The following is a 22,623-nucleotide window of genomic DNA, read 5'->3' as shown; positions in this document are numbered from 1 at the left end:
CGCATTGTCCGGACATTGCGACTAATCAGGCCGCGTGCCGGGGGTGTCGCCGGGGCCGTACGAGTGGGCCGGACTCAGGACCGTACGAGCAGCTGGAACTCGAAGGAGTAGCGCGAGGGGCGATAGGTGTGGTCGCCGAACTCGACCGCGCGGCCCGTGTCGTCGAAGGTCGTGCGCTGCATGGTGAGCAGCGGGGCGCCCTCCTCCTCGGTGAGCCGCTCGGCCTCGGCCGCCGTGGCGCCGCGGGCGCCGATGGACTGGCGGGCGCTGTGCAGGGTGATCCCGGCGGCGCGCATGAGGCGGTAGAGGCCGGTGGCCTCCAGCTGCGCGGTGTCCAGGTCGAGCAGGCCGGGCGGCAGATGGTTGATCAGGTACGCCATCGGCTCGCCGTGCGCCAGCCGCAGCCGCTCGACGCGGTGCACGTCGCTGCCCTCGGCGACGCCGAGCGCGGCCGCGACCTCGGGGGAGGCCGGGACGACGATGTTGACCAGGACCTTGGTGGCGGGACGCTGGCCGGCCGCCTCCAGGTCGTCGTAGAGGCTGCTGAGCTCCAGGGGGCGCTTGACCTGGCTGTGCACGACCTGCGTACCGACGCCGCGCCGACGGACGAGGAGGCCCTTGTCGACCAGGGACTGGATGGCCTGGCGGACGGTGGGCCGGGACAGGCCGAGCCGCGCGGCGAGCTCGATCTCGTTGCCCAGCAGGCTGCCGGGGGTGAGGATGCCGCGCTCGATGGCGGCCTCCAGCTGCTGGGAGAGCTGGAAGTACAGGGGAACGGGCGAGCTCCGGTCCACACTCAGGTCGAGCTGCGCGGTCGGGTCCACTTCTGGTTTCGGCACGGGCCGAGCGTAGCTCCGCGGCCGGTTGACGGGAAGTTGTGTAGTTCGATTGTCCGGACATACGCATTGACAGGGCCTGCACTCGACCCTCACTTTGTCTTCATGCGCATCGGGGTCATCGGTACGGGCCGCATCGGCACCATTCACGCGAGAACACTGAGTCGCCATCGCGAGGTCGGTTCCCTGATCCTCACGGACGCGGATCCGGCGCGGGCCCAGGCACTTGCGCACCGGCTCGGGGAGACGGCCGCGCCGGGGGTGGACGAGATCTTCAAGTGGGGTGTCGACGCAGTGGTGATCACGACGGCGACCTCGGCCCACGCCGAACTGATCGGCCGGGCGGCCCGCTCCGGGCTCCCCGTCTTCTGCGAGAAGCCCATCGCGCTCGATCTGCCGGGCACGCTGGACGCGCTGGCCGAGGTCGAGACGGCCGGAACGATCCTTCAGATGGGGTTCCAGCGGCGCTTCGACGCGGGCTACGCCGGGGCCCGCGAGGCGGTGCGCTCGGGGCGGCTCGGACGGCTGCACACCGTGCGGGCGATGACCTGCGACCAGTCCCCTCCCCCGGCCGCGTGGCTGCCGCTGTCCGGCGGGCTCTTCCGGGACACGCTGATCCACGACTTCGACGTGCTGCGCTGGGTGACCGGGCGCGAGGTCGTCGACGTGTACGCGACCGGGTCGGACGCCGGGCCCGCGATGTTCCGCGAGGCGGGGGACGTCGACACGGGCGCGGCGCTGCTCACCCTCGACGACGGCACGCTGGCCACGGCGACGGCGACCCGGCAGAACGGGGCGGGCTACGACGTCCGGATGGAGCTCGCCGGGGAGCGGGACACGGTCGTGGTGGGCCTGGACGACCGGACGCCGGTGGCCTCGACCGAGCCGAGCGGGCCGCCGGCCGCGGACAAGCCGTGGGCCGGGTTCCTGGAGCGCTTCGGGCCCGCGTACGAGGCCGAGCTGGGCGCCTTCGTGGAGGTCCTGCTCGGCCATCGGGCCAATCCCTGCGACGGCCGCGAGGCCCTCCAGGCGCTGCGCATCGCCGAGGCCTGCGAACGCTCCCGCCGCGAACGCAGACCGGTACGCCTGGCCGAACTCCCCGGGGGCCCGGGGCCGACGCTCGACTGAGTCCCGTCACTCCCTACCAGCGCACCGGCAGTCTCCGCACCCCCCTCATCAGCATCCCCGGCAGCCAGTCGTCCGCAGGGCCGTCCAGGGCGAGGGCGGGGACGCGCTCCAGGAGGGAGCGGATCGCCGTGCGGGCCTCCAGCCGGGCCAGGGGCGCGCCCAGGCAGTAGTGGAGGCCGTGGCCGAAGGCGAGGTGGCCCCGGGTGTCGCGCCGAATGTCGAAGCGGTCGGGGTCGTCGTGGCGGCCCGGGTCGCGTTGGGCCGCGCCGAGGCCGACCAGCACGGCCTCGCCCTCGGCTATGGGGGTGCCGCCGATCTCCAGCGGCTCCCTGGCGAACCGGAACGTCGCGTTCTCCACCGGCCCCTCGTACCGCAGCATCTCCTCGACCGCGCCGTCCAGGAGGGTCATGTCGGCGCGCAGGGCGGCGAGTTGGCCGGGGTGATCGAGCAGGGCGCGGACGCCGTTGGTGATCAGGTTGACGGTGGTCTCGTGGCCGGCGACCAGCAGGATGAAGGCCATGCCGCGCAGCTCCTGCGGGGAGAGCCGGTCGCCGTCCTCGGCGGTGGTGCGGATCAGGTCGCTCAGCAGGTCGCCGCTCGGCCCCGCGCACCGCTTGTCCTCGATCAGCTCGCCGAGGTATTCGGCGAGCCGCGTGATGGCGTCGTGCTCGCGCTCCGCGCTGGTGGGCGCGACCGCCTCCGACGAGAGCTTGCGGAACTCGGTGCGGTCCATCTCGGGGACGCCGAGCAGCTCGCAGATCACGGTGATCGGCAGGGGGTAGGCGAGGGCCTCCACCAGGTCGGCGCGGCCCTGCGGGAGCATCGCGTCGAGCAGTTCGTCGGTGATCTGCTGGATCCTCGGCCGCAGTTCCTCGACCCGGCGCATGGTGAAGGCGCGGGTGACGAGCCCGCGCAGGCGGGTGTGCTGCGGCGGGTCGGCGGCCAGCAGATGTCTGCCGATCAGCTCCTCTTCGAGGAACTGCATCCCGATCTTGCTGCCGTCCTTGGCCAGCCGGGGGTCGGCGAGCGCCGCGCGCGCCTCCTCGTACCCCACCACGAGCCAGGTCTCGTGGTGCTCCTCGGGTGCCGGCAGCCGGACGCGGTGCACGGGGCCGAGCTCCCGCAGCCGCGCGTACACCGGGTACGGGTCCCTGCGGAACGCGTCCCCGAACTCGCCTAAGTCGATCACCTGCGCCATGTCTCCCCCAACTCGGACACACCTCTCGAAGGCCACGGACCTGCCCCGGCACACGCACGCCAGGGATCTGTCCCCGCACCCGGACAACTCCCGGCGGCCTCAACTAGTGCCCGACTGGCGCCCGTCCTTCTCGGTGGGCGCGTTCCTGCCCGCGGACCCGTTCCCGTCCGCGGGCCCGTTCCCGTCCGTGGGCCCGTCCTCCAGCAGGCCCGCGTCGTAGGTCAACAGGGCCACCTGAACACGGTTGTTGAGGTCCAGCTTGGTCAGGATGCGGGAGACGTGGGTCTTGACGGTCGCGATGCTCATGAAGAGCCCGGTGGCGATCTGGGCGTTGGCGAGCCCGCGGCCCACCGCGACGGCGACCTCGCGTTCGCGGTCGTTGAGCGCGGCGAGCCGTTCCCGCGCGCGGGAGCGGCGGGTGTCGGCCGGACTGCCGGCCACCTGCGCCATCAACTGGCGGGTGACGGTGGGCGACAGGACCGGGTCGCCGGCCGCGACCCTGCGGACCGCCGCGACGATCTCGGCGGGCGGCGTGTCCTTGAGGACGAACCCGGCGGCGCCCGCGCGCAGGGCGCGCAGCACCTGCTCGTCGGCGTGGAAGGTGGTCAGGACGACGACCTGGGGCGCGTCCTCACGGCGGCGCAGCCGCTGCGTGGCGGTCAGCCCGTCCACGGTCGGCATGCGGATGTCCATCAGGACCACGTCCGGGCGGGTGCGGTCCACGAGGGCCTCGACCTCGGTGCCGTCGGCGGCCTCCCCGACGATCTCGATGTCGTCGGCCCCGCCCATCATGAAGGACAGTCCCGCCCGCACCAGCGGATCGTCGTCGACGAGCAGCAGTCTGATCGCAGTCATGGCCCCTACGTACTCCATGTCGGTGGCGTCGCGCGACACCCTCACCCCTCGCCCCAGGGCAGCCAGGCCCGGACCTCGAAGCCCCCGTCCGCCGTGGCCCCGTGCTCCAGTCGGCCCCCGGCCAGTGTCGCGCGCTCCGTCAGGCCGATCAGGCCCTGGCCCGAGCCCGGCACGGGCGGGACGTCGGCGTCCGGAGCGGGGTTGCGCACCGTCACGGCCAGGCCGTCGCCGGGAGCCCCCGTGACGGTCAGGGTGACCTCGGTGCCGGGGGCGTGCTTGCGGGCGTTGGTCAGTGCCTCCTGCGCGATGCGGTAGGCGGTGCGGCCGAGGGAGGCGGGAACGGCGGTGGGGTCGGTGACGCGGGTGTCGAGCGCGACCTTCATGCCCGCCTCGCGGGACTCGGCGACCAGGGCGTCCAGCGCGGCGAGCGTCGGCTGGGGCCGGCCCGCGTCGTCGCGCTCGCCCGCCCGCAGCACGCCGATGATCTCGCGGAGGTCCTGGAGGGCCTCGTGCGCGCTCTCCCGGATGACACCGGCGGCCCGCGCGATCTCCTCCCGGGGCGCGTCCGGCCGGAACTCCAGGGCTCCCGCGTGCACGCTGAGCAGGGTGAGCCGGTGGGCGAGGACGTCGTGCATCTCGCGGGCGATGGCCTCCCGGGCCAGGCGCTGCGCCTGCTCGGCGCGCAGCCGTGCCTCCGTCTCGGCGCGGCGGGCGCGGTCGCGCAGGCTGAGCATCAACTGCCGCTTGGAGCGGACGAACATGCCCCAGCCGATGATGGTCAGGGTGAGCAGGGTGGCGAACAGGAGGAGGGCCGCGTACGGCCCGGTGGGGTCGGGGCGCAGCCAGAAGAAGAGCGGGAGCAGTGCCAGGTTGGCGCCGCCGATCCAGGCCACGTCCCGGAAGGGCCGGTGCACGGCGACGGTGAACAGGGCGATCATGCACGCGCCGCCCGCGGTGTTGGACAGGAAGCCGACCGGGATCGTCGCGACGGCGAGCCCGAGCGGCCACCGGCGGCGCAGCCAGACAGCAGCGCAGGCGAGGGCGCCCAGGAGCTGGTCGAGGAAGGCGAGGACGGGCGGCAGGTGCGATTCGTCGGCCAGGGACTTGGCGCCCAGGAGGCCGACGACGGCGGCCAGCAGGAAGCAGCAGAAGTCGACGACCCAGTCGCGCGCGGTGCGCCGCGGCCGCCGCCGTCCCGAGGTCGCGGCGTCGGGGTCGAGCTCATGGATCACCGCGGACGGGAACAGCCACCGGGGGCCCGCGAACATCTGCGGCGCCAGCGCCGTCTCGTCACCACTCACGGTCGGCAAATCTACGCAGGGTGCGCCGGTGCGGTCTCCCCCGGCGGGTGCATCGCCGACCGAAGTCGCACCGCCGTGTTCTTTGGATGGTCTCGCCCGGCCGGAGCGCAGCCTTCGGTCGCGCGGGACTCGCCCCGCGGCCGATGTGTGGGGGGACACCGCGGGGCGAGAGTCGTGCCGTGAAGAAGCTGCTGGAGGTACTCGGATTCCTCGCGCTCGTACAGGGCGTGCTGGGTCTGGTGCACGAGTTCACCCACTGGCACGTGGGCCTCGTGCAACGGCTCGGCTTCCTCGACGGCTACGGCGTCTACGCGAGCGTCGCCCTGCTGGCGCTGGCGTGCGCGCTGCTCGCCGCCGCGGAGAGCCGGAAGCCCGGTTGAGTGCGCACCGGGCCTCCGGCTGGTCGCGCCGTTCCCTCGGTCCCGGACGTCGGTTCAGCAGCCGAAGTCGATCAGGTCGAACGTGGCGTAGTGGTCCCCGGTGTAGTAGTCCTCCTGGTACTCCTCACCGGTGACGATGCGCCGCGCGCCGCGGGTGGAGGAGCCGGGGGTCTTCACCGTGTACTCGTGGTAGTAGCCGGTGGGCTGGCCGGGCAGGACGTGCTCCCGGTTCTGGAAGACGACCCCGTCCTGCGAGTACGGGAACGGACCGCCCTGATCGATCAGCTTCAGGGTGGTGTACGCCTGCGAGGGCAGGTCGCCGTAGCAGATGCTGCCGACGGACGTGGCCGCCGCGTCCGCCGAGGTGGCGGTGACGGTGCCGCCGACGAGGAGGGCGGACAGGAGGGCGCCCGCGGCGCCGATGCGAGTGATTCGTGGGGGGAATCTCATGGCCTCATGATGACGCGCGTAGACAGTGGCATGTCAATGTCAATCCGGAGGATTTTCCCCTCAAGTCCGATGAGTTTTCGGGGAGTTAACCTCCGGCCCGCAGTCCCCACAAGGTCCCTACAAGCACCGGCGAGTCAGGCGGTCCGGTCGGGCTCGGGAAGGGCGTACGAGCCGTACTCCGGGCGGCCCGCCGTGTCGTACGACTGGATGGCAACGCCGGTCCCGGTGATGCGCCCTCCGGTGTGCCGGAACCTCTTCCTGGGGTGGGGTCCGTGGTCATCACCTCAGACCCCCACCGGCACCCGCAACTCATCGGTCCGCCGGCACCCGCGTCCCGTCGGTCCGCGATGCGCGGTCCGCCGTCTCAGCCCGCGTGGGTCGAGAACAGTCCGCCGGTCGGGCCCTGCTTGTCGCCGCCCTGGGCCTTCTTCAGGGCGTTGGCGAGGCTCTCGATGGTGAGCGACTGCAGGATGACCCGGCCGTTGCCCTCCAGGGTCGCCAGCGACAGGCCTTCGCCGCCGAAGACCGCGTTCATGATCCCCTGGCGGTTGAGGCCGCCGACGCGCTGGACGCCGTACTGGATGCCCTCCTCGAAGGCGACGACACAGCCGGTGTCGACCTCGATGCGGCCGCCGAAGTCGGCGGGGTTGAGGTCGATGAAGTTGCCGGCACCGGCGATGATCACCGTGCCGTGGCCCGTGAACTTCTCCAGGACGAAGCCCTCGCCGCCACTCATGCCGGTGCGGCCGCCCTGGAAGGCTATGCCGAAGTCGACGGTGGACTCGGCCGCCACGAACGCGTCCTTCTCGGCGAACCACGCGCGCGTGCCGTCGAGTTCCAGGGCGCGCATCTCGCCGGGCAGGACGCCCGCGAAGCCGACGGTGCCCTGGCCGCCCTGGGCGGTGAAGTACTGGAACGCCAGCGACTCGCCGGCGAGCATGCGCTGGCCGACCTGCATCGCCGTACCCATGGCCTGGCGCAGCATGCCGCCCATGCCACCGCCGCCGCCCTGCGGCTGACCGTTGCCGTTCGACGGCCCGGACAGGCGCGTCTCCATGGTCACGTTCGTCGTCTTGAACAGGAACTTCCCCGCCTCGCAGTACACGGTCTGGCCGGGGGTGAGATTGACGATCGCCATCTGCATGGCGTTGCCGACGATTTCTTGCTGAAGAGTCACGGGGGGAGAACGCGAACCCGGAACGAAGAGTTCCGGTCGGCCGAGATCGCTGTCCGTTCACCGCCAGCACCGCGTCGGCCGGGCCGCTGGGATGGACGCATGACAACTCAGGGAACTCTGAACGGCAAGGTGGCGCTGGTCACCGGCGGCAGCCGCGGCATCGGCGCGGCGACGGCACTGCGGCTCGCGCGCGAGGGCGCGGACGTGGCCGTCACCTATGTGAACGGCAAGGAGGCGGCCGAGGACGTCGTACGGGCCGTCGAGGTGCTCGGGCGCCGGGCGGTGGCCCTGCGCGCGGACGCGGCGGACGCCGCCGAGGCGGCGGGCGCGGTGGAGCGCGCGGCGCAGGCGCTGGGCGGGCTCGACGTGCTGGTGAACAACGCGGGCGTGGGCGTGCTCGGCCCGCTGGAGACGCTCGGCCCGGAGGAGGTGGACCTGGTCCTCGCCGTGAACGTGCGCGCCGTCTTCCTGGCCTCCCGGGCGGCGGCCGCGCGGATGGGAGCGGGCGGCCGGATCGTCACGATCGGTACCTGCATGACGCAGCGGGTGCCGGGGCCCGGCGGCACGCTCTACACGATGAGCAAGTCGGCGTTGATCGGGCTGACCAAGGCGCTGGCCCGGGAGCTCGGCGGGCGCGGGATCACGGCGAACCTCGTGCATCCGGGACCGACGGACACCGACATGAACCCGGCGGACGGGCCGTACGCCGACGGGCAGGTGGCCCTGACCGCGCTGGGCCGGTTCGGTACGGCGGACGAGGTGGCGTCGGCGGTGGCGTACCTCGCCGGTCCGGACGCGGCGTACGTCACCGGGGCGGAGCTCTCGGTGGACGGGGGCCACGCGGCGTAGGCGTCCGGCGGTCGGGGGGTCCTTGTCCACCCGCCCGCCCGACTCGGTGGGTCGAGAAGCTGGGAAACGCGACTTCTTGAGGCACCGGGACGGGCCGGCGGGTGGTGCCGGCTCAGCCGCCCAGTTCCTGGTGGCGCGCCGCCAGGCGGGTCGCGCCCTCCTCCGTCAGGGAGCCGAACAGGCGCAGGCGGGAGATGCCGCCATCGGGGTAGATGTCCACGCGCGCGTGCGTGCCGACGGCGGGGGCCGTCAGGACGAAGCGGTGATTGGTGTCGGGCTGGAGGCGGGTGCGCGGGAGGATCTCGCGCCACTCAGCGTCCTCGCGGTTCTCGCCGTCCCGTACGGACACCGACGCCCAGCCGGCGCTGTTGCCCTTGAGGTAGGCCGTGTCGATCTCGATCGCGCGGATCAGGGACTGGGCCGCCAGCCGGTATCGGATCCAGTCGTTGCCCCGGTCGCGGCGCCGGCGGGTCTCCCAGCCGTCGTCCATCTTGCGGGAGCGGCCGGGCTGGATGGTGTTGGTCGCCGGGGAGTAGAACAGGTTGGACGCGTCCTCGACCCGGCCGCCGTTCTCCAGGGCGACCACGTCGAAGGTGCCGAGGACCTTCAGCCACTCGGGGTCCGGGACGACCTCGCCGTACACGCGCAGGCGCGCGATGCCGCCGTCGGGGTGCTGGTTGACGCGCAGGTGCGTGAAGCGCTGCTCGACCGAGACGGCGAAGCCGTTCGCCGCGTGGCCGCCGACCGGGGTGCGCGGGACGAGCGTCGTCCACTTCACGTCGCCGCCGAGCAGTTCCTCGGGCGACGGGGAGCCGGCCACGGTCGCGCCCTCGATCGACACCGCCTGCGGGTAGTTGCCGCGGAAGTGGGCGGTGTCGACGACGATGCCCCGTACGACACCGGGCGCGCCCAGGCGCACCAGCGCCCAGTCGTGGTCCTCGGCCGTGGGCCAGGGGTGCTCGGCGGAGGCGCCGCGCCGGCGGCGGGTCTCCCAGCCGTCCATGATCTTGCCCTTGTGCCCGAAGTGCTCGGGGTCGAACTCGGCCCGCTCGGGCACCAGCAGGTTCTCGCGCTGGGCGAAGAACTCGTCGTTGGCGGCGACGACACCGGCCCCGAGCTGCCGGTCGGCGAGGTTGGCGTACTGGGTGAAGGGGAAGTCGGCGGTGCGGTAGTCGGCGTACGGGTCACCGCCTCCGTAGGGGTTCGCGTCGCCGGTGAAACGGGGTGTCGCCGTCACGGTGATCAGGGGTTCCTTTCGGGAGTCGGCCGCTGCGGTCGCGGGAGTGGTTCAGGGGGTGCGGGTCAGCAGCCGGCCCTTCGGCTCGGTGAACTCGCCGTCGGCGACGATGCGTTCGCCGCGCAGCCAGGTGGATTTCACGACGCCGTACAGGGTGCGGCCCGCGTACGCCGTGACGCGGTTGCGGTGCTGGAGGGCGGCCGGGTCCACGGTGAACGTCTCGTCGGGGGCGAGGACGGCGAAGTCGGCGTCGCGGCCGGGCGCGATGGCGCCCTTGTCCGCCAGGCCCACCAGGGCCGCCGTACGCGTCGACATCCAGCGGACCACGTCCTCCAGGCCGTGGCCGCGCCGGCGTGCCTCGGTCCAGACGGCCGCCAGGCTGAGCTGAAGGCCGGAGATGCCTCCCCAGGCGGTGGCGAAGTCGTCCGTCTTCAGGTCGGCCGTGGAGGGCGAGTGGTCGGTGACCACGCAGTCGATGGTGCCGTCCGCCAGCGCCTGCCAGAGCAGGTCCTGGTTGGCGGCCTCGCGGATGGGCGGGCAGCACTTGAACTCGCTGGCGCCGTCCGGGACTTCCTCGGCGGTCAGGGTCAGGTAGTGCGGGCAGGTCTCGACGGTGATGCGGACGCCGTCGGCCTTGGCGGCGGCGATCAGCGGCAGCGCGTCGCTGGAGGACAGGTGCAGGACGTGCACGCGCGCGTGGAGGCGTTTCGCCTGGGCGACGAGGTTCGCGATGGCGGTGTCCTCGGCGTCGCGCGGGCGGGAGGCGAGGAAGTCGGCGTACTTGGGGCCGCCGTGTTGCGGGGCCGCGTCCAGGTGGTGCGGGTCCTCGGCGTGCACGATCAGCAGTCCGTCGAAGCCGGCGATCTCGGCGAGCGACCGGGCGAGTCCGTCCTGGTCGAGGTGCGGGAACTCGTCCACGCCCGAGGGCGACAGGAAGGCCTTGAAGCCGAAGACCCCGGCGTCGTGCAGCGGGCGCAGGTCCTTGACGTTGTCGGGCAGGGCGCCGCCCCAGAAGCCGACGTCGATGTGCGCCTTGTCGGCGGCGACCTGCCGCTTGACGCGGAGGTGGTCGACCGTCGTCGTCGGCGGGAGCGAGTTGAGCGGCATGTCCACGAGGGTGGTGATGCCGCCGGCGGCCGCGGCGCGCGTGGCGGTCCAGAAGCCCTCCCACTCGGTGCGGCCCGGGTCGTTGACGTGCACGTGGGTGTCGACCAGGCCGGGCAGCAGGACGTCGTCGCCGAAGTCCTCCAGGCGGGCGCCGCGCGGTACCTCGGCGTCGTACGGCAGCACCGCCGTGATCCGGCCGGCGAGGACCGCGACCGAAGCGCGACGTGTCCCCTCCGGGGTGATGACGCGCGTCGAGCGCAGCACCAGTTCAGCGTCGGACACCCGGACCCCTCTCTCTGCCGCCGTTCTGCTTCCAGGAAAGCGGGATGTACAGGCACGTAATGGAATTCAACGTTCTGTTGAAGGAGTCTTCACTCCCGCTCCCGCGCCGTCAAGGGCACACTTCTTCTCGACGGACTCCGGGCGCACACTCTGGACTTTTCCACGAAGCGGAATTACAATTCCAGCAAGCAGAACGTAGCTACGTACCAGCGGGGAGTCAACCGACTGCCGGGTAGGCTTCTGCCCTTCCCGCCAGTCCCGAAAGGAACGCGCCCGTGCCGACGTCCAACGCCAGCACCACCGACTCCGCCAAGTCCAGCAGCGGCGGCGTCCAGTCCCTGGAGCGCGCCTTCGACCTCTTGGAGCGGATGGCGGACGCGGGCGGCGAGGTCGGTCTCAGCGAGCTCTCGGCGAGCAGCGGGCTGCCACTGCCCACCATCCACCGCCTGATGCGCACCCTGGTGGCCTGCGGATACGTACGCCAGCAGCCGAACCGGCGCTATGCGCTGGGCCCGCGCCTGATCCGCCTCGGCGAGTCGGCCTCGCGTCTGCTCGGCACCTGGGCCCGCCCCTACCTCGCCCGCCTCGTCGAGGAGACCGGTGAGACGGCGAACATGGCGCTGCTGGACGGGGACGAGATCGTCTACGTGGCGCAGGTGCCGTCCAAGCACTCGATGCGCATGTTCACCGAGGTCGGCCGACGCGTGCTGCCGCACTCCACGGGCGTGGGCAAGGCCCTGCTCGCGGGCGTTCCGGAGCACGAGGTGCGCGCGCTCCTCTCCCGCACCGGCATGCCCGCCGCGACGGACAAGACGATCACCACCCCCGAGGGTTTCCTGGCCGCGCTGGAGGACGTCCGCCGGCTCGGCTACGCGGTCGACGACAACGAACAGGAGATCGGCGTCCGCTGCCTCGCGGTGCCGGTGCCCGACTCCCCCACCGCCGCGGCCATCTCGATCTCCGGCCCGGCGGGCCGGGTCACCGAGGCAGCGACGGACCGCATCGTGCCGGTACTCCAACAGGTCGCCGAGGAACTCTCCGAGGCACTGGCGAGCTCGGGGGCCTGAACCGGGACCTGGCGAGTGCGCGCCGGGCTCGGTGAGTCCGCGCCGGAGTCGGCGACCCGACCGGGGCCCGGTGAACCCGAGCCGGGGGGCCGTCAGCCCCAGCCGGACCCGATGGAACCGAGCCGGACCCGATCGAACCGGGCCGGCCTCGGGGGACCGAGCCGCGCCCGCCCCCTCAGAGTCGTGGTGGTTCACCGAACAGGTCCACCGCCGCGCGGACGTCCGACAGGCCCCGGGCCAGGGCGCTGACCGAACCGATCGCGCTCGCGATCAGTAGCAGGGAGCGGCGCAGGCGGGGTATCTCGGGCATGCCGCTGACGGCCATCGCGGCGAGGGCGGCGAGTTCGTCCTCGGCGATGCCCCGGTCGGGGAACTCGACCGGGTGCGTGGCGAGTTCGCGGCGCAGCCGGGACACCGCGGTCCGCAGTTCCGCCACCCTCGGGTCCTCGTCGCTGCCGGTCACTGGCCTCTGCCCCAAGCTCCGCAACGCAGCCCTCCCCCAGGCATGTCGTTGTGTGCGCACGCTTCGCCGTCCCGCCCAGAGCCCCCGTGGCGGCGGTCGGGCACCGGGGGACGCGGGTCAGTAAACGCCACCCGGTGCGGGGCGCGCCACACCGCGGACGGAATTTCAGGCCAAGGAGAGGCCGTGCCCCGCCCGACGTCAGGTATGCCTGATGCATGACCGACAAGCACCACATCACCGGCCTGCTGCTGGCCGCGGGCGGCGGGCGGCGGCTCGGCGGACGACCCAAGGCGCTGCTCGAACATCACGGACGCCCGCTCGTCGAACACGCGGTCGGCGTACTGCGCGCGGCCGGATGCGACCGGATCCACGTGGTGCTCGGGGCGGCCGCGGACACCGTGCGCGAGCGCGCGGAGCTGCCCGGCTGCGTCCTCGTGGACAACCCCGACTGGGCGCAGGGCATGGGCTCCTCGCTGCGCGCCGGACTGGCCTCCCTCGCCGGGACCGGCGCGCGGGCCGCGCTGGTCTCGCTCGTCGACCAGCCCGGCATCGGATCGGAGGCGGTGGCCCGGGTGCTGGCCGCATACCGGGACGAGTCCTCGCTGGTCTCGGCCGCCTACGAGGGGGTGCGCGGGCATCCCGTGCTGTTCGGCGCCGCCCACTGGGCCGGGATCGCCACGAGCGCGACCGGCGACCGGGGAGCACGCTCGTACCTGAAGGCGCACGAGGACGCGATCACGCTCGTGGAGTGCGCGGACGTGGCCCGGGCGTACGACATCGACACCGAGGCCGACCTGGTCCACCTTGAGTGAGGAGGGTGGCACGCAGAGCCACGTTGCCTCGAACCGGAGAATCTCGATGTCAACAAATCATTGAACTTCCACGATGAGGAAACTAGTATCCACTGCTCAGAAGCGCCCTGCTGCTCCGCGGGCGCACATCGCCGTACCCGGGCCGACTGGCACCCGGTGCCATCGCTGAAGGAAGTGACAGCTCATGTCCGCACCAGCGCCGTCTCCGCTGGCCATCGTCGACGCCGAGCCCCTGCCCCGGCAGGATGAGGTCCTCACCGACGCGGCGCTCGCCTTCGTGGCCGAGCTGCACCGGCGTTTCACGCCGCGCCGCGACGAACTGCTCGCCCGCCGCGCGGACCGCCGCGCCGAGATCGCCCGAACCTCCACGCTCGACTTCCTCCCGGAGACCGCCGCCGTCCGCGCGGACGACTCCTGGAAGGTGGCCCCGGCCCCCGCGGCCCTGGACGACCGCCGCGTCGAGATCACCGGCCCCACCGACCGCAAGATGACCATCAACGCGCTCAACTCGGGCGCCCGGGTGTGGCTCGCGGACTTCGAGGACGCCTCCGCGCCCACCTGGGAGAACGTGGTCCTCGGCCAGCTCAACCTGAGCGACGCCTACACGCGGCGCATCGACTTCACCGACGCGGCCTCCGGCAAGTCGTACGCCCTGCGCCCGAACGAGGAGCTGGCCACCGTCGTCATGCGCCCGCGCGGCTGGCACCTCGACGAGCGCCACCTCGTCGACGCCGACGGCAGGGCCGTCCCGGGCGCCTTCGTCGACTTCGGCCTGTACTTCTTCCACAACGCCCAGCGGCTGCTGGACCTCGGCAAGGGCCCGTACTTCTACCTGCCGAAGACGGAGTCGCACCTGGAGGCCCGCCTGTGGAACGACGTGTTCGTCTTCGCGCAGGACTACGTCGGCATCCCGCAGGGCACCGTCCGGGCCACCGTGCTGATCGAGACGATCACGGCGGCCTACGAGATGGAGGAGATCCTCTACGAACTGCGCGACCACGCCGCCGGGTTGAACGCGGGCCGCTGGGACTACCTCTTCTCCATCGTCAAGAACTTCCGTGACGGCGGCCCCAAGTTCGTCCTGCCGGACCGCAACGCGGTCACCATGACGGCCCCGTTCATGCGCGCGTACACCGAACTCCTCGTCCGTACCTGCCACAAGCGCGGCGCGCACGCCATCGGCGGCATGGCGGCGTTCATCCCGTCCCGCCGCGACGAGGAGGTCAACAAGGTCGCCTTCGAGAAGGTGAAGGCGGACAAGGACCGCGAGGCGAACGACGGTTTCGACGGCTCGTGGGTCGCCCACCCGGACCTGGTGCCGATCGCCATGGCGTCCTTCGACCGGGTGCTCGGTGACCGGCCCCACCAGAAGGACCGGCTGCGCGAGGACGTCGACGTCAAGGCGGCCGACCTGATCGCCGTCGACTCCCTGCACGCCAAGCCGACGTACCCGGGCCTGGTCAACGCCGTGCAGGTCGGCATCCGTTACATCGAGGCCTGGCTGCGCGGCCTCGGCGCCGTGGCCATCTTCAACCTGATGGAGGACGCGGCCACCGCCGAGATCTCCCGCTCGCAGATCTGGCAGTGGATCAACGCGGGCGTCGAGTTCGAGAACGGCGAGAAGGCCACTCCGGAGCTGGCCCGCAAGGTCGCCGCCGAGGAACTCGCCGCCATCCGGGCCCAGATCGGCGAGGAGGCCTTCGCGGCCGGCCACTGGCGGCAGGCCCACGACCTGCTGCTCCAGGTCGCCCTCGACGAGGACTACGCGGACTTCCTGACGCTGCCCGCGTACCGGCAGCTCACCGGCTGAGCCTCGCCGGCCTCACCTGTCCGAGTGGCCCAGGGACCTTCCCGGGGCCACTCGGTCGCGTACGGCCCGCTTCACGGCCGTCGGCTCCGGGAAGCCCTGCTCACGGCGGTCCCAGACCACCTCGTCATTGACCCGGACCACGAAGACACCGCCCGTGCCGGGCTTGAGCGCGAGCTCCGTGAGCTCGGCCTCGAAGGTCGTCAGCAGCTCCTGGGCCAGCCAGGCGGCGCGTGGCAGCCAGCGGCACTGGGTGCAGTACTCGATCTCGACCCGCTGCGCGTCCGAAGGGCTGTCCGTCATCCGAGGTGCACCGACCAATCCTGTTCCGCCGCCGGTTTGCCGTGCAGGTCGGGGACCCGCTTGAGCCAGTTCGGGCGGCCCTGCTGCGTTCTGGCCGCGCGGGCGGCCTCCTCGGCCGCGAGTTCCTCGCGGCTCGGGAAATCGGAGGGCAGCCACTGCTGCGAGGCCCGCACGCGCGCGGCGAGATAGCCGACGTAGGCGGTCCGGACCTCGTCGGGCGTGCCGAAGCCCGGTTCCTCGGCCAGCCAGGGGTCCGGTACTTCCGCCAGGATGCCCCGTAGGAGTTCCTCGGTGACCCGGGGGGCGAGTTCGGCGTCGGCGGCCCGGACGTCGGGGGCGTAGTGGCCGAGGGCGTGGTGCCGGAAGTCGTACGCCTTCTCGGGCGCTGAGGTGTCCCAGCGGTGGTGGAAGACGAGGGCGGCGCCGTGGTCGATGAGCCACAGGTGCGGGGGCGCGGTGCCGAAGGTCGGCCAGATCATCAGGTTGGAGCTGTGGATCGTACGGTCGACGTTGACGGTGAGCGCGTCGAGCCAGACGATCCTGCCCGCCTCCAGGGGGTCCACCGGGAAGGTCCGGGCGACCTCGGGCGTGAAGTCCTTCGCGCCCGGCAGGTAGTCCATCCCCAGGTTCATGCCCTCGGAGGCGTGGAGCAGCTCCCGTACCTCCTGGTGCGGCTCGTGCGCGGCGATCTCCGGGTCGAAGTGCACCAGGACCAGCTCGGGGAACCGCAGCCCGAGGGCGCGCGCCAGCTCCCCCACGATCACCTCGGCGACCAGCGCCTTGCGTCCCTGCGCGGAGCCGGTGAACTTCACGACGTACGTCCCCAGGTCGTCGGCCTCGACGACGCCGGGCACGGATCCGCCCTCGTGCAGGGGCGCCACGTACCGGGTGGCGGTGACTTCACTCAGCATCCTCTCAGGCTATGCACCGCCTTCGCGGGCTGCCCGGCAGGGGGCTAGTTCACTTTCAGGACATCGCCGGACGGTGTTGCGTTCGCCGCCGGAATCGATCATGGTCGGTCCGTGAGTCTCGTCGCCGCCCCGGCCGAGGCCGAGCCGGGTCCACCCCTTCCACCCAGCCGGGTCCACCCCTCCCACCCACCCGAGGTCTTCCCGAACCATGACGACCAGCGTCCCGTCCGCCACCGCGCCCGGCACGAACCCGTGGCTGCGGCCCCTGACCCACAGCCCCCGGCCGCGCATGCGGCTCCTCTGCTTCCACCCGGCGGGCGCGGGCCCGAACTTCTACCGCGCCTGGGCCGCCCGGCTGCCCCAGGACGTGGAGGTCCTCGCCGTCCATCTGCCGGGCCGTGAAGGGCGCTTCGCCGAGCCACGCCTGACGGACTATCACGCGGCCGTCGCGGCGCTGTACGCCGGTGTCCGGCCCGCGCTCGGACCGCTCCCCTACGCGTTCTTCGGCCACAGCATGGGCGCGCTGCTCGCCTACGGCGTCGCCCTGACCGCCGCCCGGCACGGCGACCCGGCGCCGGAGCGGCTCCTGCTCAGCGGCTGCGCCGGACCCGGCGGCCCGCATCCCAAGTCCGGCCGCGGACAGTGGAGCGACGCCGACATCGTCGAGGATCTGCGCGCGATGGGCGGGACGACCGACGAGGTGCTCGCCAGCCCCGAGCTCATGGACATCCTGCTGCCGGTCCTGCGGGCCGACTACACGCTCTGCGACAGCTTCCACGCCGCTCCGCCCACCGGGCGGCTCGGCTGCCCGCTCACCGTCCTCGGCGGGGCGGACGACCGCCACACCCCGGACGACCTGGCCCGCTGGGCCGCCGTCAGCACCGGCGCCTTCGCCCATCACACCTTCCCGGGCGGGCACTTCTTCCTCACCCGCGAGTCGACCGACCCCGTGCTCTCCACCGTCACCGCCGTCCTGAGCGGGCAGCCCCCCTGCCGCTAGGCGTCGAGCAGCGGATTCGGCAGGGGCAGGTAGCGGGCGGCGGCGCCGTCCGCGCCGGTCCAGCGCAGCAGCAGGTTCGTCTTGCCGGGCAGGGTGGGCGAGGCGAGCAGGCCGGTGATCTCCGGGAGGTCGTGGCGGGCGAGTTCGCGGCGCGCGGCCGGCCAGGGGTCGAGGCCCGGGTGGTGCTCGACGAGGGCGGCCGCGATCTCGGTGAGGTGGTTGACGACCAGGCAGTACACCAGCCGCTCCCATCCGGCCGCCCGGGACACGTCCGGCAGCAGCTTGACGCCCTCCGCGTCCCTGAACAGCGCCTGCACGGGGAGGCCGGCGGCGTCCACCGCGACCAGGGTGTTCTGCAGGTGTGCCTCGACGACGACGCCGTGGTCCGCGAAGGCGGCGAGGGCCGGCGGGACGACCTGGCGCAGGTACGCCTCCCACCAGGCCGCCGGATCCGCGGTGGCGGCGAGCGGGCTGCCCTCGAAGCCCTCCGCGAGGCCCGCGGCGAGCAGCGGGGTCGCGCCGGGCAGCAGGTGGCCGCGCAGTCCGTCGCGGACCAGGACCGCGAGTTCCTCGAAGGCGAACCGGGCCGTGCGGTAGCCACGGTCGCTCAGCCAGGCGGCGGGGCCGTCGACACCGGCGAAGGCGCGGGTCGCGGCCGCGTCCGTACGGCGCAGTTTCAGCAGGTCGTGGCGCCACAGCCGGCGGATGTCGTTGGTGATGCGCACATCGAGGCTGAACTTGACGAAGAGGTCGCGCCCGGGCGCGTACAGGGTGCGGATCGCCGCCGTCGGCCAGGCCTCGTCGGCGGTCGCGCCCAGCCGGATCAGGCGGCCGTCCGCGAAGGCGGGCGCCAGGTCCCGGCCGACGAGGTCCAGCTGCCAGGGGTGGGCGGGCAGCAGCCGGTAGCCGGGCGGGGCCGTGCCGAGGGCGTCCAGCGCGGTGGGGTCGCCGTCCTCGACCACTTCGTCCTCGCGCACGCCGAGCAGCACCAGCGGGAGGCGGGCGTGCGCCTCCGGGGCGTACGGCAGCCAGCCGGCGACCGGTCCGCCGCCGCGTGCCTTGGGGGCCGGGTGGTAGGGGTGGCCGGTGATGAGGGACTGCTCGGACCGCAGGTACGGGTCCTCGGGTGCCGTCGCCCGGGCGCGGGCGGCGAGCAGCGCGGCGACCGCGTCCCGGCTGTCGATCATCTCGGTGGGCAGGTCGTCGTTGGACATTCCGGTGTGCCGGCGCAGTTCGTCGGCGACGAGTTTGACCAGCTCGGTGTGGCCCAGGGGCTGCCAGCCCCCGTCGGTGCGCAGTTCGGGCGCCTCGGGCCGGCGCCCGCCGCGTACGCGCAGCAGCCGGCCGCCGCCCGGCAGCCGGTACACGCGGCGCGGTCCCCGGTCCGGGAGCGGCTCGGCGATCTCCCGCAGCAGGCAGTTGAGCAGCGGCGCGGCCGCGTACGCGTCGGCGCGCCCGGCGTCGTCGCCCGGGGGCATGAGGTCCACGCGTTCCCTTCGTTCTGCGTGTTCACACGGTCCGGTCACCACACGGCCCGTTCTCGATCAAGTATGTCGGCCTTCACCGACAATCGTGACGTCACACCCGTACCCGAGGAGTCCGCCCGTGCACCGTCCCCCCACCGTCGAGGCGCAGGTCGCCGCCGAGCTGGCCGAAACCCGGCCCGGCCTGCTGGCCGGGTACGCGGCCGAGCTGTCGGGTGCCCGGGCGGCCGTGCTGACCCGGCTGTGGCGGGCGCTCGCGCACGAGCCGCTGCCCTGGGTCACCCGGCGGGCGCGCGGGGCGAGCGGCCTCGACCTGCGGCTGGCCGACGGCCGCACGCTGCACGGGCCGCACGCCGATCCGTACGCCACGGACGCGTACGTCACCCTCGTCCACCTCGACGGTGTGCCGTACGACGATCCCGCCCGTCTGATCACGGACCTCGCGGTACCGCACGCGGCGGACTTCGCGGCCGAACTCGGGCACAGCGCGGCGTCGTTGGCGCTGTCCCGGGCCGGCCGGCCGGATCATCCGAAGGAGTGGCCGGAACAGGACTGGGAGTGGGAGCAGCGTGTGGTGGACGGGCATCCCTTCCACCCCAACTGCCGTTCCCGCCCCGGTTTCTCGGTGGCCGAACAGCTCGCCTACGGCCCGGAGCACGGGCCGGTCGTGGAGCTGGCGACGGTCCCGGTGCCGCGGGAGGAGTGCCTGGTGACGGGGGCGTGGCCGACGGACGGGGGGCGGCTGCTGATCCCGGTGCACCCCTGGCAGGCGGCGCACGTCCTCAAGGTCCGCGGTGCGGGCGTCCGGGCCGCGCACCCGCTGATGTCCCTGCGGACCCTCGCCCTGCCCGACGGACCGCATGTGAAGACCGCGCTCAGCACGCGGCTGACCTCCTCGGTGCGGGACATCTCCGAGTACTCGATCGGGGCGTCCGCGATCCTCTCGTCCTTCGCTGAGGACCTGGCGGCCCGCACCGACGGGCTGCTGCACGTGACGCGCACGCTGGGCGCGGTGACGGCCCATTCCCCGGACCTCGCGGCCGTACTGCGCGAATCACCGCGGCAGTACGCGGCGCCCGGCGAGCACGTCCTGCCGGTGGCCGCCCTGGCCACCACGGACCTGCCGGCCTCCCCCGCCTGGCTGGCCGGCTTCACCCGCCTCGCCCTCACGGTGGGCCTGCGCCTGCTCGAACTGGGCGTGGCCCTGGAGGCACACGGCCAGAACCTCCTGGTGGTGCTGTCCGCGACCGGCGACCCGCTGCGCCTGGTCTACCGCGACCTCGCCGACATCCGCATCAGCCCCGCCCGCCTCACCCGCCACGGCATCACCCCGCCGGACCTGACCGGCCGTCTGGTCACGGACGACGAAAACACCCTGCGCCGCAAGCTGTTCGGCTCCCTGGTGGCGGGCGCGCTGGCGGGCACGGCGGGTTCGGGCACCGCGCTCCGCGGCGCGCTGGAGGCCGTCGTACGCGACCTGCCACGCACCCCCGATCTGACGGCGCTGTGCGAGGATCCGCTGCCCGCGAAGGCGTTGACGCTGATGCGGCTGTCCCCCGGAACGCCCGGTGACCAATGGTTCGCCCTGCCTCATCCCCTGCGTTGGGACCCCGTTTTGGAGCACGACACGTCTGATCAATAGGATCCGCCGATGATCAGAACACAACGGCTCGCGGCGGGCGTCTGCGCCCTGCTCGCCGCCCTGGCGGCCGGGATCGCGTCTCCCGCCCCGGCGGCCGCCGACGAGACGGACCAGGCCGCTCCCAAAGTGGAACTCGTGCTGGACGTCAGCGGTTCCATGCGGGCGCGGGACATAGACGGTGGGTCGCGGATGGCCGCGGCGAAGCAGGCGTTCAACGAGGTGCTCGACGCGACGCCCGAGGAGGTCCAGCTCGGCATCCGTACCCTGGGTGCCAACTACCGTGGCAACGACCGGAAGACGGGCTGCAAGGACACCGCGCAGCTGTACCCGGTCGGTCCGCTGGACCGGACCGAGGCCAAGACGGCGGTGGCGACGCTCGCGCCGACCGGCTGGACGCCGATCGGCCCCGCGCTGCAGGCGGCGGCCGGCGATCTCAACGGCGGTGACGGCAGCCGCCGTATCGTCCTGATCAGCGACGGCGAGGACACCTGCCAGCCGCTGGACCCGTGCGAGGTGGCTCGGGAGATCGCCGCCAAGGGGATCGGGCTGACCATCGACACGCTCGGCCTGGTGCCGGACGCCAAGACCCGTGACCAGCTCAGCTGCATCGCGGACGCGACCGGCGGCACCTACACGGACGTGCGGCACAAGGAGGAGCTCAGCGACCGGGTGGGGCAGTTGGTCGACCGGGCCGCCGATCCGGTGGTGACGCCGGTGGCGACCGAGGGTGCCACCGAGTGCGCCAAGGCGCCCGCGCTGAAGTCCGGGCTGTACACGGACCGCGAGGAGTTCGGGCAGCAGCGCTGGTACAAGGTGGACGTCGAGCCCGGCCAGGAGCTGCGCGCCTCGGTGAGCGTCGCGGACGACCGGACGGTCAACCCCGACCACGGCGTGCTCCTGCGGGCGGTCACGGAGCGCGGCCGGGAGATCGTGCGCGGCGAGGCCGCGGGCACGGGCCGTACGGACATGATCTCGACCGGTCTGCGCTACCCGAAGCCGGAGAGCGACGACGACACGGCGACCGCCGAGACGGTGTGCCTCCAGGTGACCAACTCCTTCTCGCCGGCCGCCGGTGTGAAGACCACGCCGGGTCTGCCGCTGGAGCTGACCGTGGACGTGGTGGACGGGCCGAGCAAGGCGAGCGACGTGGCCGCCTTCGGCCTCGGGCGCGGCTGGTGGCTGCTCGGCGCGCTCGTGCTGACCGGCTTCGTCGCGGGTCTGTTGTGGGGCTGGCTGTCGCGCTGGCGGTTCGCGGTCTGGAGGACCAACTGATGCGCATCACACGTGTACTGAGCGCCGCGCTGCTGACGCTCGGCCTGGCCGCGGGGCCGGCCGTCGCCGACTCCACCCCCACGGCGTCCTCGTCGAGCTCCTCGGACGACAGCAAGGCGCCCACCCAGGCGGGCACGTCGTTCCGTACGGCGACGGAGCTCGACCAGGGGCAGCGGGCCACCGCCAACGGCTCGACCGGTGACTACCTGTACTGGTCGTTCCCGGCCGACGCCGGGCAGCGCCCGAACGTCAGGGCGACGGTGAAGCTGCCCGGCACGCACGCCGCCGAGACGTGGCAGATCGACGTGTACGACGGTCTGCGGCGCCGCCAGTCATGCCAGTACGGCAACCAGACCCGCACCGCCGCCGAGGGCGCGGCCTCCGTCGAGCTGGCCTGCGTCCTGCGCACGGTGCGCGCCTGGTCGGAGCCGTGGGCCAACGACCCGCTGCCGGGCACGTACTACATCCGCCTGACGGTGGTGAACCTCGGCTCCGCCGACCTCGGCAAGCCGGTCGACGCCGAAGTGCGCGTCGACTCCAAGGACATGGGCGGCGCGGCCGCGGTGGACGGCTCCCTGGCCAAGCCGCTGGTCCCCGGGATCGCGGTCACGTCCGCGTCCTCCGACGAGGACAAGGACTCGGCGAAGTCGGCCGTGCTGTCCAGCATCGAGCCGGACGACGGCTGGTCCTCCGGCTGGTGGACCGACCGCTGGGTGTGGACGGCGGTGGGCGGCCTGCTCGCCGCGCTCGCCGGCATCGGCGGGTACGCGCTGACGCGCGGCACGGGACGGCCGTCCCGGGTGCCGCCGGGCGTCTGAGTCCCCGTCCCCCGAAGGCCCGCCGTGCCCGCACGGCGGGCCTTCGCCTTTCATGGCGGCCCCTTCGCCCTCCCCGGCAGGCCCTCCACCCTCCCCAGCAGGCCCTTCGCCTCCCTGGCGCGCCCTTCGCCCTCCCCAGCAGGCCCTCCACCCTCCCCAGCAGGCCCTTCGCCTCCCTGGCGCGCCCTTCGCCCTCCCCAGCAGGCCCTTCGCCCTCCCCAGCAGGCCCTTCGCCCTCCCCAGC

The 22,623-nt window shown here is 72.9% G+C and carries 22 protein-coding genes; 10 read left to right on the top strand and 12 right to left on the bottom strand.

All coding sequences use genetic code 11. The features are described from left to right. Positions 1-74: 74 nt before the first annotated feature. Positions 75-824 (bottom strand): GntR family transcriptional regulator, encoded by a 750-nt coding sequence (locus ACWGKT_RS42575; protein WP_453277934.1) that lies wholly within the window; start codon positions 822-824, stop codon positions 75-77. Between the two features lie 117 nt (positions 825-941). Here ACWGKT_RS42575 and ACWGKT_RS42570 point away from each other — a divergent pair, with 117 nt between their 5' ends. Then, positions 942-1,964: a Gfo/Idh/MocA family protein gene (locus ACWGKT_RS42570; protein WP_453277918.1), complete on the top strand. Its 1,023-nt coding sequence runs from the start codon at positions 942-944 to the stop codon at positions 1,962-1,964. A 13-nt stretch (positions 1,965-1,977) separates the two neighbouring features. On the opposite strand, the gene ACWGKT_RS42565 is transcribed toward ACWGKT_RS42570, so the two are convergent. The 3 genes from ACWGKT_RS42565 to ACWGKT_RS42555 form a co-directional block, all read right to left on the bottom strand. Then, a complete protein-coding gene (locus ACWGKT_RS42565) occupies positions 1,978-3,162 on the bottom strand; it encodes a cytochrome P450 family protein (RefSeq protein ID WP_356150309.1) in 1,185 nt (394 codons plus the stop codon). A 99-nt stretch (positions 3,163-3,261) separates the two neighbouring features. Then, positions 3,262-4,017, bottom strand: a complete 756-nt coding sequence (locus ACWGKT_RS42560) for a response regulator transcription factor (protein WP_453277917.1) — start codon at positions 4,015-4,017, stop codon at positions 3,262-3,264. Between the two features lie 41 nt (positions 4,018-4,058). Continuing rightward, positions 4,059-5,285: a histidine kinase gene (locus tag ACWGKT_RS42555; protein WP_453277933.1), complete on the bottom strand. Its 1,227-nt coding sequence runs from the start codon at positions 5,283-5,285 to the stop codon at positions 4,059-4,061. A gap of 212 nt (positions 5,286-5,497) precedes the next feature. Here ACWGKT_RS42555 and ACWGKT_RS42550 point away from each other — a divergent pair, with 212 nt between their 5' ends. Continuing rightward, a complete protein-coding gene (locus ACWGKT_RS42550) occupies positions 5,498-5,698 on the top strand; it encodes a hypothetical protein (protein ID WP_356150305.1) in 201 nt (66 codons plus the stop codon). Between the two features lie 54 nt (positions 5,699-5,752). Here ACWGKT_RS42550 and ACWGKT_RS42545 read toward each other — a convergent pair whose 3' ends face one another. Both ACWGKT_RS42545 and ACWGKT_RS42540 read right to left on the bottom strand, forming a co-directional pair. Next, positions 5,753-6,148, bottom strand: a complete 396-nt coding sequence (locus ACWGKT_RS42545) for a ribonuclease domain-containing protein (RefSeq protein ID WP_235456003.1) — start codon at positions 6,146-6,148, stop codon at positions 5,753-5,755. 364 nt (positions 6,149-6,512) lie between these two features. Further along, positions 6,513-7,325, bottom strand: a complete 813-nt coding sequence (locus ACWGKT_RS42540) for an AIM24 family protein (protein WP_453277916.1) — start codon at positions 7,323-7,325, stop codon at positions 6,513-6,515. 99 nt (positions 7,326-7,424) lie between these two features. On the opposite strand from ACWGKT_RS42540, the gene ACWGKT_RS42535 reads away from it, so the two are divergent. Next, on the top strand, positions 7,425-8,174 hold the full coding sequence (locus tag ACWGKT_RS42535) for an SDR family oxidoreductase (protein ID WP_453277915.1): 750 nt from the start codon (positions 7,425-7,427) through the stop codon (positions 8,172-8,174). 112 nt (positions 8,175-8,286) lie between these two features. On the opposite strand, the gene alc is transcribed toward ACWGKT_RS42535, so the two are convergent. Next, on the bottom strand, positions 8,287-9,411 hold the full coding sequence (gene alc, locus ACWGKT_RS42530) for an allantoicase (protein ID WP_453277914.1): 1,125 nt from the start codon (positions 9,409-9,411) through the stop codon (positions 8,287-8,289). A gap of 51 nt (positions 9,412-9,462) precedes the next feature. Then, the gene (allB, locus tag ACWGKT_RS42525) at positions 9,463-10,800 is read right to left on the bottom strand and encodes an allantoinase AllB (RefSeq protein WP_453277913.1); all 1,338 of its coding nucleotides are present in this window, start codon (positions 10,798-10,800) and stop codon (positions 9,463-9,465) included. A 275-nt stretch (positions 10,801-11,075) separates the two neighbouring features. On the opposite strand from allB, the gene ACWGKT_RS42520 reads away from it, so the two are divergent. Then, on the top strand, positions 11,076-11,867 hold the full coding sequence (locus ACWGKT_RS42520) for an IclR family transcriptional regulator (RefSeq protein WP_235456009.1): 792 nt from the start codon (positions 11,076-11,078) through the stop codon (positions 11,865-11,867). A gap of 175 nt (positions 11,868-12,042) precedes the next feature. Here ACWGKT_RS42520 and ACWGKT_RS42515 read toward each other — a convergent pair whose 3' ends face one another. Beyond that, positions 12,043-12,330, bottom strand: a complete 288-nt coding sequence (locus ACWGKT_RS42515) for a DUF5955 family protein (protein ID WP_356150291.1) — start codon at positions 12,328-12,330, stop codon at positions 12,043-12,045. 215 nt (positions 12,331-12,545) lie between these two features. On the opposite strand from ACWGKT_RS42515, the gene ACWGKT_RS42510 reads away from it, so the two are divergent. Beyond that, positions 12,546-13,142: a nucleotidyltransferase family protein gene (locus ACWGKT_RS42510; protein WP_453277912.1), complete on the top strand. Its 597-nt coding sequence runs from the start codon at positions 12,546-12,548 to the stop codon at positions 13,140-13,142. 184 nt (positions 13,143-13,326) lie between these two features. Next, complete coding sequence (aceB, locus tag ACWGKT_RS42505) at positions 13,327-14,952, top strand: malate synthase A (protein WP_453277911.1); 1,626 nt, start codon at positions 13,327-13,329, stop codon at positions 14,950-14,952. 12 nt (positions 14,953-14,964) lie between these two features. On the opposite strand, the gene ACWGKT_RS42500 is transcribed toward aceB, so the two are convergent. After that, positions 14,965-15,252, bottom strand: a complete 288-nt coding sequence (locus ACWGKT_RS42500) for a SelT/SelW/SelH family protein (protein ID WP_235456015.1) — start codon at positions 15,250-15,252, stop codon at positions 14,965-14,967. Beyond that, on the bottom strand, positions 15,249-16,163 hold the full coding sequence (locus ACWGKT_RS42495; protein WP_453277910.1) for a HipA family kinase: 915 nt from the start codon (positions 16,161-16,163) through the stop codon (positions 15,249-15,251). Before ACWGKT_RS42495 ends, ACWGKT_RS42500 begins: the two co-directional genes overlap by 4 nt. 208 nt (positions 16,164-16,371) lie before the next feature. On the opposite strand from ACWGKT_RS42495, the gene ACWGKT_RS42490 reads away from it, so the two are divergent. Further along, on the top strand, positions 16,372-17,163 hold the full coding sequence (locus ACWGKT_RS42490) for a thioesterase II family protein (RefSeq protein WP_453277909.1): 792 nt from the start codon (positions 16,372-16,374) through the stop codon (positions 17,161-17,163). Here ACWGKT_RS42490 and ACWGKT_RS42485 read toward each other — a convergent pair. Next, on the bottom strand, positions 17,160-18,641 hold the full coding sequence (locus tag ACWGKT_RS42485; RefSeq protein WP_453277932.1) for an IucA/IucC family protein: 1,482 nt from the start codon (positions 18,639-18,641) through the stop codon (positions 17,160-17,162). The genes ACWGKT_RS42490 and ACWGKT_RS42485 overlap by 4 nt on opposite strands. A gap of 127 nt (positions 18,642-18,768) precedes the next feature. On the opposite strand from ACWGKT_RS42485, the gene ACWGKT_RS42480 reads away from it, so the two are divergent. Genes ACWGKT_RS42480 through ACWGKT_RS42470 form a run of 3 tightly spaced genes read left to right on the top strand, consistent with a single transcriptional unit; the run spans position 18,769 to position 22,379 of the window. Beyond that, on the top strand, positions 18,769-20,289 hold the full coding sequence (locus ACWGKT_RS42480; RefSeq protein WP_453277908.1) for an IucA/IucC family protein: 1,521 nt from the start codon (positions 18,769-18,771) through the stop codon (positions 20,287-20,289). Positions 20,290-20,298: 9 nt separating this feature from the next. Continuing rightward, positions 20,299-21,561, top strand: coding sequence for a VWA domain-containing protein (locus tag ACWGKT_RS42475; protein WP_356150279.1), 1,263 nt, complete (start codon positions 20,299-20,301; stop codon positions 21,559-21,561). Then, positions 21,561-22,379, top strand: coding sequence for a hypothetical protein (locus tag ACWGKT_RS42470; protein ID WP_356150277.1), 819 nt, complete (start codon positions 21,561-21,563; stop codon positions 22,377-22,379). The genes ACWGKT_RS42475 and ACWGKT_RS42470 overlap by 1 nt, the downstream gene beginning before the upstream one ends. Positions 22,380-22,623: the final 244 nt, after the last annotated feature.

This window comes from Streptomyces sp. NPDC054794 (assembly GCF_053611585.1).
The sequence above is the reverse complement of the archived record's forward strand: the minus strand, read 5'-3'. Positions and strand labels throughout refer to the sequence as shown.

What these genes read in the sequence shown, in the direction of transcription:
- aceB (WP_453277911.1), top strand. Translation starts at nt 13,327, where the DNA reads ATGTCCGCACCAGCGCCGTCTCCGCTGGCCATCGTCGACGCCGAGCCC.
- ACWGKT_RS42510 (WP_453277912.1), top strand. Translation starts at nt 12,546, where the DNA reads ATGACCGACAAGCACCACATCACCGGCCTGCTGCTGGCCGCGGGCGGC.
- ACWGKT_RS42535 (WP_453277915.1), top strand. Translation starts at nt 7,425, where the DNA reads ATGACAACTCAGGGAACTCTGAACGGCAAGGTGGCGCTGGTCACCGGC.
- ACWGKT_RS42560 (WP_453277917.1), bottom strand. Translation starts at nt 4,017, where the DNA reads ATGACTGCGATCAGACTGCTGCTCGTCGACGACGATCCGCTGGTGCGG.
- ACWGKT_RS42470 (WP_356150277.1), top strand. Translation starts at nt 21,561, where the DNA reads ATGCGCATCACACGTGTACTGAGCGCCGCGCTGCTGACGCTCGGCCTG.
- ACWGKT_RS42475 (WP_356150279.1), top strand. Translation starts at nt 20,299, where the DNA reads ATGATCAGAACACAACGGCTCGCGGCGGGCGTCTGCGCCCTGCTCGCC.
- ACWGKT_RS42485 (WP_453277932.1), bottom strand. Translation starts at nt 18,641, where the DNA reads ATGCCCCCGGGCGACGACGCCGGGCGCGCCGACGCGTACGCGGCCGCG.
- ACWGKT_RS42555 (WP_453277933.1), bottom strand. Translation starts at nt 5,285, where the DNA reads ATGTTCGCGGGCCCCCGGTGGCTGTTCCCGTCCGCGGTGATCCATGAG.
- ACWGKT_RS42490 (WP_453277909.1), top strand. Translation starts at nt 16,372, where the DNA reads ATGACGACCAGCGTCCCGTCCGCCACCGCGCCCGGCACGAACCCGTGG.
- ACWGKT_RS42545 (WP_235456003.1), bottom strand. Translation starts at nt 6,148, where the DNA reads ATGAGATTCCCCCCACGAATCACTCGCATCGGCGCCGCGGGCGCCCTC.
- ACWGKT_RS42565 (WP_356150309.1), bottom strand. Translation starts at nt 3,162, where the DNA reads ATGGCGCAGGTGATCGACTTAGGCGAGTTCGGGGACGCGTTCCGCAGG.
- ACWGKT_RS42500 (WP_235456015.1), bottom strand. Translation starts at nt 15,252, where the DNA reads ATGACGGACAGCCCTTCGGACGCGCAGCGGGTCGAGATCGAGTACTGC.
- ACWGKT_RS42570 (WP_453277918.1), top strand. Translation starts at nt 942, where the DNA reads ATGCGCATCGGGGTCATCGGTACGGGCCGCATCGGCACCATTCACGCG.
- ACWGKT_RS42495 (WP_453277910.1), bottom strand. Translation starts at nt 16,163, where the DNA reads ATGCTGAGTGAAGTCACCGCCACCCGGTACGTGGCGCCCCTGCACGAG.